Source organism: Fulvivirga sp. (assembly GCF_040220315.1).
Lineage (GTDB): Bacteria > Bacteroidota > Bacteroidia > Cytophagales > Cyclobacteriaceae > Fulvivirga.
Genome location: NZ_JAVJUY010000127.1, coordinates 1 through 7,890 on the forward strand (window position 1 = coordinate 1; position 7,890 = coordinate 7,890).

9 protein-coding genes are annotated in these 7,890 nt (G+C 36.2%); 6 read left to right on the forward strand and 3 right to left on the reverse strand.

Going from position 1 to position 7,890, the window contains the following annotated elements:
- Both RLO81_RS05945 and RLO81_RS05950 read right to left on the reverse strand, forming a co-directional pair.
- A partial coding sequence (locus RLO81_RS05945; RefSeq protein ID WP_350108619.1) for a hypothetical protein occupies positions 1–667 on the reverse strand: 667 nt, incomplete at its 3' end.
- A gap of 127 nt (positions 668–794) precedes the next feature.
- The gene (locus tag RLO81_RS05950) at positions 795–1,148 is read right to left on the reverse strand and encodes a hypothetical protein (protein ID WP_350108621.1); all 354 of its coding nucleotides are present in this window, start codon (positions 1,146–1,148) and stop codon (positions 795–797) included.
- Positions 1,149–1,333: 185 nt separating this feature from the next.
- On the opposite strand from RLO81_RS05950, the gene RLO81_RS05955 reads away from it, so the two are divergent.
- A complete protein-coding gene (locus RLO81_RS05955; RefSeq protein WP_350108624.1) occupies positions 1,334–1,672 on the forward strand; it encodes a single-stranded DNA-binding protein in 339 nt (112 codons plus the stop codon).
- Positions 1,673–1,887: 215 nt separating this feature from the next.
- Here the strand turns inward: RLO81_RS05955 and RLO81_RS05960 are convergent, their stop codons facing one another.
- Positions 1,888–2,844 (reverse strand): hypothetical protein, encoded by a 957-nt coding sequence (locus tag RLO81_RS05960; RefSeq protein WP_350108627.1) that lies wholly within the window; start codon positions 2,842–2,844, stop codon positions 1,888–1,890.
- A 102-nt stretch (positions 2,845–2,946) separates the two neighbouring features.
- Here RLO81_RS05960 and RLO81_RS05965 point away from each other — a divergent pair, with 102 nt between their 5' ends.
- From RLO81_RS05965 to RLO81_RS05985, 5 genes are all read left to right on the forward strand, one after another.
- Positions 2,947–4,926: a vWA domain-containing protein gene (locus tag RLO81_RS05965; protein ID WP_350108630.1), complete on the forward strand. Its 1,980-nt coding sequence runs from the start codon at positions 2,947–2,949 to the stop codon at positions 4,924–4,926.
- 13 nt (positions 4,927–4,939) lie between these two features.
- A complete protein-coding gene (locus RLO81_RS05970) occupies positions 4,940–6,208 on the forward strand; it encodes a dihydroorotase (RefSeq protein WP_350108633.1) in 1,269 nt (422 codons plus the stop codon).
- The gene (locus tag RLO81_RS05975) at positions 6,205–6,747 is read left to right on the forward strand and encodes a DUF4199 domain-containing protein (protein WP_350108636.1); all 543 of its coding nucleotides are present in this window, start codon (positions 6,205–6,207) and stop codon (positions 6,745–6,747) included. The genes RLO81_RS05970 and RLO81_RS05975 overlap by 4 nt, the downstream gene beginning before the upstream one ends.
- 116 nt (positions 6,748–6,863) lie before the next feature.
- Complete coding sequence (locus tag RLO81_RS05980; RefSeq protein WP_350108639.1) at positions 6,864–7,391, forward strand: DUF4199 domain-containing protein; 528 nt, start codon at positions 6,864–6,866, stop codon at positions 7,389–7,391.
- Positions 7,392–7,393: 2 nt separating this feature from the next.
- On the forward strand, positions 7,394–7,890 hold a 497-nt coding region (locus tag RLO81_RS05985; protein WP_350108642.1), incomplete at its 3' end, for a glycosyltransferase family 2 protein.

A 7,890-nucleotide genomic window follows, 5' to 3' on the forward strand; every position in this document is an offset into this window, starting at 1 on the left:
TACTGCCAGTTGACTGTACTGCCCAGATTTCATTACCAGTTACTCCATCAACAGCCATTACGAACGTTTCAGATAAACCAGCACCAGTGGTTAGTATTGTTCCGTCAATATCCATAGTTCCAGAAAAGGCACCTGATACTACAACTCTGCCATTGCCATCTTCCACAGCTGAATAAGGATTTATTTGTGCTCCAAATGGCAGGTTAGAAGAGGCTACAGGAACCTGATAGGAGTTAGACCATGCTGGTGTTCCATCAATACCTGAAAAAGACTCTACTTTTAATTCATGGATTGTTCCATTGGATTCAATTGCCGTTGCTGCAACAAATACATTAGCTGTAGTTGCTGTTAAGGCCGGATTAGTTGTAAAAAAGGAAGTTCCCGTGATTTGCCTCGACCAAAGTAATGTGCCTGACAAATCGTGAGCCATGAGAATTAAGCCTCTGGCATCAAAACCGAAATCGTCCTGAAAGTAATCAACACCACCAATATTTACAGACCCTTGAAACTCGGCAAGTGAAAATACTTGTGTTCCGTTAGTCTTAACCTCCCACACAGATAGATTTTCATCTTCAAGAATGGTTATATCACCAGGACAACTTTGGGCATTAGATATTCTAGCAAACAACAATGTGAATGCACAGGAAAGAAGCAAAACTTTTTTCATAATATAGGTTAATAATTAATGCTAATTAATAGACAAAATAGACCACTCCTAAGTTGGTTAATAGGAAGTTCTGATTTTTGGTAGGTTAGTACGAAAGTAGTAAAAATTCAACAAGAATTCTAAGAAATTACTCGTCCCTTTTCACCAAAGCATACCAATCATTATCTAATTCCAAATAGCCATATTCGTAACAGAAGTAATAGGTGGCTCCGGCTTTTGTGGTGTAGGTGTTCGTATGAAAGCTGAAGTCGAATCCGTGCTCAATTAATTTAGATTTAGGAGCCTTACTTTTTCCGTTAGGTGTAAGTTTTTCAAGTACCCTCCTGTTCTTTCTTAGCGTATTATTGACTTTTCTTATGTAGTTGGTGGAGTCACTATTTAATCGATTATTATACGAGTTACGACATTGATCTGAACAGAATTTTTTATCGTTTCTACCAAAAATTTTGGTGCCGCATTCAATGCACTCTTTTTCATCCATTTAATTAATTATTTGATTATCAGATATATAGTCGTTTACAAACGTTTACAAATGTAATTTAAACGAATACAAATAATTATCATACGACTATCTCTTTTTTCTCACCCTTACTTTGCTTCAGCGAAACGGAAATACCGAATAGCTTAATCAAAAAAACTTAATTATAAACTTTAAATTTTATTACTATGAAAAATCTAAGAAACAGCGTGCAATTAATTGGAAGATTAGGTAAAGACCCTGAAGTGAAAACTTTAACAAGTGGCAAGTCATTAACAACCTTCTCAATAGCTACTTCAGATAGTTATAAAAATGCGGAAGGAAAGAAAGTGGAAGACACACAATGGCACAATATTGTAGCGTGGGGTAAAACTGCCGAAATCGCTGGTGAGTATTTAAAGAAAGGACAGGAAGTGGCTATAGAAGGCAAGCTTATTCACAGATCTTATGAGACCAATTCTGGTGAAAAAAAGTACGTTACTGAAATCAACCTGAATGAACTTTTGATGATTGGTGGAAAAAAATAATCAAATCATGATTTTGGTCATATTTTATTTTCGATTATCTACTTAACTTCATAGTGTACTTCAGGGAGTCACTGACTCGTGAGGTACTCACAGAAAAGATGGTACTAGTACATTGAAGATGAACAATCATGTTTAATGACAGTCCAACTCAAAGGCGAGCATTGCTCGCCTTTGGAGTTTAAGAATTTCCATTAGTTATTTACAACTTAATAGGTTTACTTTTTAATATCAGCCTGGTTCAAATTGACTTGCATGTCATGTATGGCTTCATCAAGTTCTTGTATACTTTGTCTTAATTTTTCGTTCAAGTCAATGTCATCTATTGCATTTAAATCTTTCAGCATTAAAAGACCCTTAATTCTACAAAAAGGGCCATTAATTAAATGTGCATTGTGAAACGCATAAGAAGATAGTTTTTCATTGGCATTGTTAAGCTCTAAAGTTCTAATCCTTACTTTTTCCTCTAAGCTTTTGTTAATGTTTTCAACAGCAATATTTAGTGAGTTTAATTCTTCATTATTCTCTATTAATTTTAATTGTTGTTTTTCATTCTTTTCAATTAATTGATCCAACACCATAATTACATAATATGTAATGGCATTAAATAGTAGCCAATACAATATAGCTACCAGTGAGTAGTATTTAGATGTAATCAGCGTATCATTTAAAATTTGAGTGTAGTTCGAATCATAATACAACAGAAAATCTTTACAAAGTATTATTAGTACAAGACTTAGAAGCATGAAAAAAAGGTAGGTGCCTCGCTCATTTTTTGATGAAATTATTAATTGAATTAAAACTGAATGAAATATTAAACCCATAGGATAAGCCAGATAATAATCTTCTGGAGTATTAAGTATAATAATTGGCAAAATATGCATTAGCAATGGCCAAAGAATTAAAAATAAAAATCGCCCTAGATAAGAGAAACCTATTTTATTCAAGTATATCCCAACTAGGCAATATACCATGGTTATAGGAACAGTGAATTGATCAAAATTCATATCAGAAATGGGCTGAATGTATGCCTTAATATCCAAAATCATGAAGGCGCCATACACTACTGGCAGGGTCAGAAATATTACATTAGAAAATAATATTCTACGGTTGAGGTGTGGGTCATTTAAATCGGATGTCCCAGAATAAATGATAACATTGAGTGCAGATTTCAAGTACTTTACCGACTGATTTACAATTAAATCTAATAAATTATTCTGGCATCTTTTACTTTGTACTCACGTTATGAATTGGAGAATTATTAGTTTTACCACCGAATGGATTTTTTAAGACCTCAGCTACTGTACGGACTTTTTGCACTTGCCATCCCCATCATCATCCATTTATTTAATTTTCGTAAAACCAAGCGGGTCTATTTTTCAAGCACACGATTTTTAAAACAAGTAAAAGATGCTACCAGCTCGAAGTTGAAACTGAAACATTACCTGATTTTGCTTTCGCGCTTACTCTTTCTTTTCTTTTTAATAGTGGCCTTTGCCCAGCCTATTTTGCCAGGAGAAGGAAATACATCTGTTTCAACTAAAGTGGCCATCTATGTCGACAATAGTTTTAGTATGTCTAATGAAACAGAAGACGGACGCTCAGCATTTAATTCAGCCATTAACAGGGCAAATGAATTATTGAAAGTATACCCTAAAGGCACAACGTTTAAATTATTAACTAACGATTTTGAGCCTTTTTCAATCACCTATAAAAGTGCTTCGGAGGTGGAGGATTATCTTACTAAACTTCAATTAACAGGCGTATCACGATCGGCACATGAAGTGTTGAACAGATTGGCAAGTGATACCGATCAGGATACCATTGATGTTTTCTATATGAGTGATTTTCAGAAATCAACCTTTGGCGATGGTAATCATCAGCTGGTTGATCAAATGAAACTGAATTTAATTCCAGAATCATTTGCAACCAACTCTAATGTATTTATTGATTCTTTGTATATCGAAAACCCATTTCTTATCGGCAGCGAAAAGCTCAAACTCAATGTCAGTATAAAGAATAGAGGGGAAGTCGATGTGAGTGGATTAGGCGTAAAAATTTTTATGGATAACAGGCAAGTATCAACTGCCCTTGTGGATATACCTGCCTTAGGTAGTAGAGAGATTTCTTTTAATATAGGCTATAATTTAAAAAAGTTAAATAAAGGCCGGGTTAGTATCGAGGAATACCCTGTTACGTTTGACAATGATTTGTATTTTGTCATCAATCAGACAGATAAGATCTCAGTGCTGGAGATCAGGAACGAGAGTTCATCTAAATACATCAAAGAAGTATATGCCAACATCAATCTTTTTGATTTTAGAAGCTATGATGTAAGTAATCTAAATTATAATACGCTGGAAAAGAGCGATTTTATAATCTTGAATGAACTGAATTTATCAACTGCATTGGTATCTGCCCTGAAGAAAAAACTGGAGAATAATGGCAACGTACTCATTATTCCGAATGAGCAGCCGGATCTAACAGCTCTAGGATTATTAGGTGTCACGGTAAGTTATTCCGAAGCGGAAAGTAAGTATAAAATTGCTTCACCAGATTTTAATGACCCATTTTATGACAACGTATTTGAAGAGAAAAACCCAAGGTTTCAGATGCCTGAGGCACAACCAGTGCTATCATTAGGTAACGATAAAACCGCGTACCTCAATTTTCAAAATGGCAGCTCGTACCTACGTCAAATAAAAAAAGGATTATTTGTTTTAGCCTCCCCGTTGCGTACTGAGTTTAGCAACTTCGCTAATCATGCCTTATTTGTTCCGGTAATGTACAAACTGGCGGCACAAAGTGAGCGAGACCCGAACAAGCTCTACTATCATACAAACGATGAATACATTAATGTTAAAATAGATTCAGTTAGAGTAGATAATGTTCTTAAGCTTTCAAATGACGAAGTGGAATTTATTCCACCTCAGCGAATCCTGAATAACTCTGTGCAGCTTCAGATACCTTCTAACCAGCTGAATGCAGGATTTTATAATCTTACTTTTAATACAGATACGATAACAACATTAGCATTTAATGTGCCTCAATCAGAATCCATTTTGGATCAGTATTCGATAGAAGCGTTAGATCAGCTATTCAAAGGAAACACACAGGTATTAGCAACAGCCAATGAAGTTGATTTTAGAAAAAAATTAGAAAACAAGTATCATGGCACTGCTTTATGGAAGTTGGCAATTGTGCTAGCTCTTGTATTTTTGCTGTCAGAGGTTTTATTAATCAGGTTTTTTCCTTAACTCGGAATAATTTATGACTAAAGTACTTATTAAGTCGGTTACAATCTCCAACAAGGCATCTTCCCACCATGGCAAATTAGTGGATGTGCTCATCTCGGCAGGGGAGATTAAACAAATTGGAAAGATTAAGGAGGAGGTTAAAAATACGATTGACGGGAAGGGAATGATTTTGAGCAATGGCTGGGTAGACATGAGGGCCTGGCTGGCTGACCCGGGACTGGAGCATAAGGAAGACCTGGAATCTGGAAGAAATGCTGCAGCTGATGGTGGTTTTACCCACGTGGCGGTTCTACCAAATAATCAGCCTGTTACACAATCAAAAAATGATGTTGGGTACATTAACAGTAAAAACCCTGTGTCGCTTGTTCAATTGCACCCTATTGCAGCTGTTACTATAGGTACGAAAGGTGAAGACCTTACTGAGATGATTGACCTGCATACAGCCGGGGCGGTTGCTTTCTCCGATGGGCTAAAGCCTATCTGGCATTCCGATATTTTATTAAAATCGCTTCTGTACCTTCAGAAATTTGATGGGTTACTAATTGATAGGGCGGAGGACCTTCATCTGAATATGTTTGGCGTGATGAATGAAGGTATAGAAAGTACCATGTTAGGAATGAAGGGCATGCCTAATTTATCTGAGGATTTAATTATTCAAAGAAACTTATCAATACTTGCATATTCGGGTGGACGGTTACACTTATCTTGTCTGTCAACTGAAAAGTCAGTAGCGCTAATTAGAGCGGCTAGAAAAAAAGGCTTGACTATAACTTGTGATGTTGCATCGTATCAGCCATTGTTAGCCGACTCAGCGCTGGTCGATTTCGATACTTCTTATAAAGTGAATCCGCCTTTAAGAACCCAAAAAGATAACAAAGCCTTGATTAAAGGTTTGCAGGATGGAACCATCGATGTGATTGTCTCTAATCATACCCCACATGATGAGGAATGCAAAAAACTGGAATTCGATTTGGCGGATTTTGGGATAACATCTCTTCAAACAGTGGCCGCTAATATTGCTGCATTAAGCCAAAAGGTTGAACTGCACGTGCTTATTGAAAAAGTAACAACTAACCCAAGAAAACTATTGGGATTAGATGATAGTCCAATAGAAGAAGGAGTACAAGCCGATCTCACACTTTTTGACCCCAGTGCAAAATGGAAGCTTAACGCAGCATCTAATAAATCAAAATCTGTGAATTCTCCTTACTTCAATCAGGATCTTACAGGTAAAGCAGTTGCTGTCTTTAACAACGGTCAATCATACATTAGTAAAGCATGAAGCCAATTTATTCCACTCCAATAAAATATGGACTAATAGGCTCAGTTATGGCCATGGTAGTGATTGTTTTTCTATACTATACTGGCAAGCACCCGTTGCTTATTCCAATTTTCTTTGATGTTAGGGTTATCCTATTTGCCCTCTTTATCTTTTTTGGAATCAAGGAATTTAAGGTACAATTCAATGAGGGGTTTTTACAGTTTTGGCAAGGTATGGTGGTAGGAATTGGCATTTATGTAATTATCGGTTTGGTGGCAGGTTTTTTTGTAGTGTTGTTTTCATCCATCGAACCCCAATTCTTTGCCGATTATATTGAAGGTACCATTCGTGGCTTGGAGTTAGATAAGGATCAAATAGTAAACCAGGGAAAAATTACACTTACGGAGGAGCAGTACAATGCCCAGGTGCAAATGCTTAAAGAATCTACACCTTTCGTTTTGGGCGTAGATTACTTCATTAAAAGCACGCTATTAGGATTTTTCATCACGATTATCATCGCAGTAATACTGAGAAAGTCTGAAAAAAGGTTTACCAATTAACACTCCACAATTGGGATTTACCGATAATCCAGATAAATTACCATGTACTAATTGTAATTTTTCATTTTGCGATGGTACTAATACATTTGAAATAACTTCAACCTAAAACAATAATAATGGAAAACAACGAACAACTAACAACTGTAAAATCTGTTTCTATAAAGTGGGGACTCATTCTCGGAATCGTTTCAATTGCACTTTTTCTAATTTCAGCCGTATCGGGCTTGCAAGGTAATACAGCAATGCAATGGATAGGCTATATACCTACCATTATCGTCTTTTATTTAGCACATAAAGAATTTAAAGATGGCGGTGATGGTTTTATGAGCTATGGTCAGGGATTAGGAATTGGAACTTTAATTGCGACCATTTCAGGGGCACTTTCTTCTGTTTTTGCCTATTCTTATATTAAGTTCATCGATTCAAGTTTTATGGATACGATAAAGGAACAACAAATAGAGAGTATGATGGACAATGGTATGAGTGATGCCGAAATTGAGCAGGCCCTTGAAATGTCGGAGGCATTTATGACACCTGAGTTTATACTCATTATGGGTTTATTAGCCTCTGTATTTTTCGGATTTCTTATATCTTTGGTTGTAAGTGCGTTTACAAAGAATAATAATCCTGCCTTAGAGGTTTAAATATGCAAAAAATTGATATTTCAGTTGTGGTTCCTTTATATAATGAGGAGGAATCATTGCCTGAATTATGTGAATGGGTAAGCCGTGTGATGATCTCACATGGCTTTTCTTATGAGCTTATCTTGGTAGATGACGGGAGTGATGATGCTTCCTGGAATGTTATTCAGCAACTGGCTACCAAAAATGAGCACATTAAAGCATTAAAGTTTAATAGGAATTATGGCAAGTCGGCAGCCTTAAACAGTGGTTTTAAACAAACACAAGGTAGTGTTGTCATTACCATGGATGCCGATTTGCAGGACAGTCCGGATGAAATTCCTGGGCTATACAAAAAGATAAAAGAAGAAGGTTTTGATATGGTAAGCGGCTGGAAAAAGAAGCGCCATGACCCGTTTACCAAGACCATTCCCTCCAAATTCTTTAATTACGTTACCCGGAAAATTTCAGGCATTAAACTTCATGATTTTAACTGTGGTTTAAAGGCCTATAAGGGTGAAAT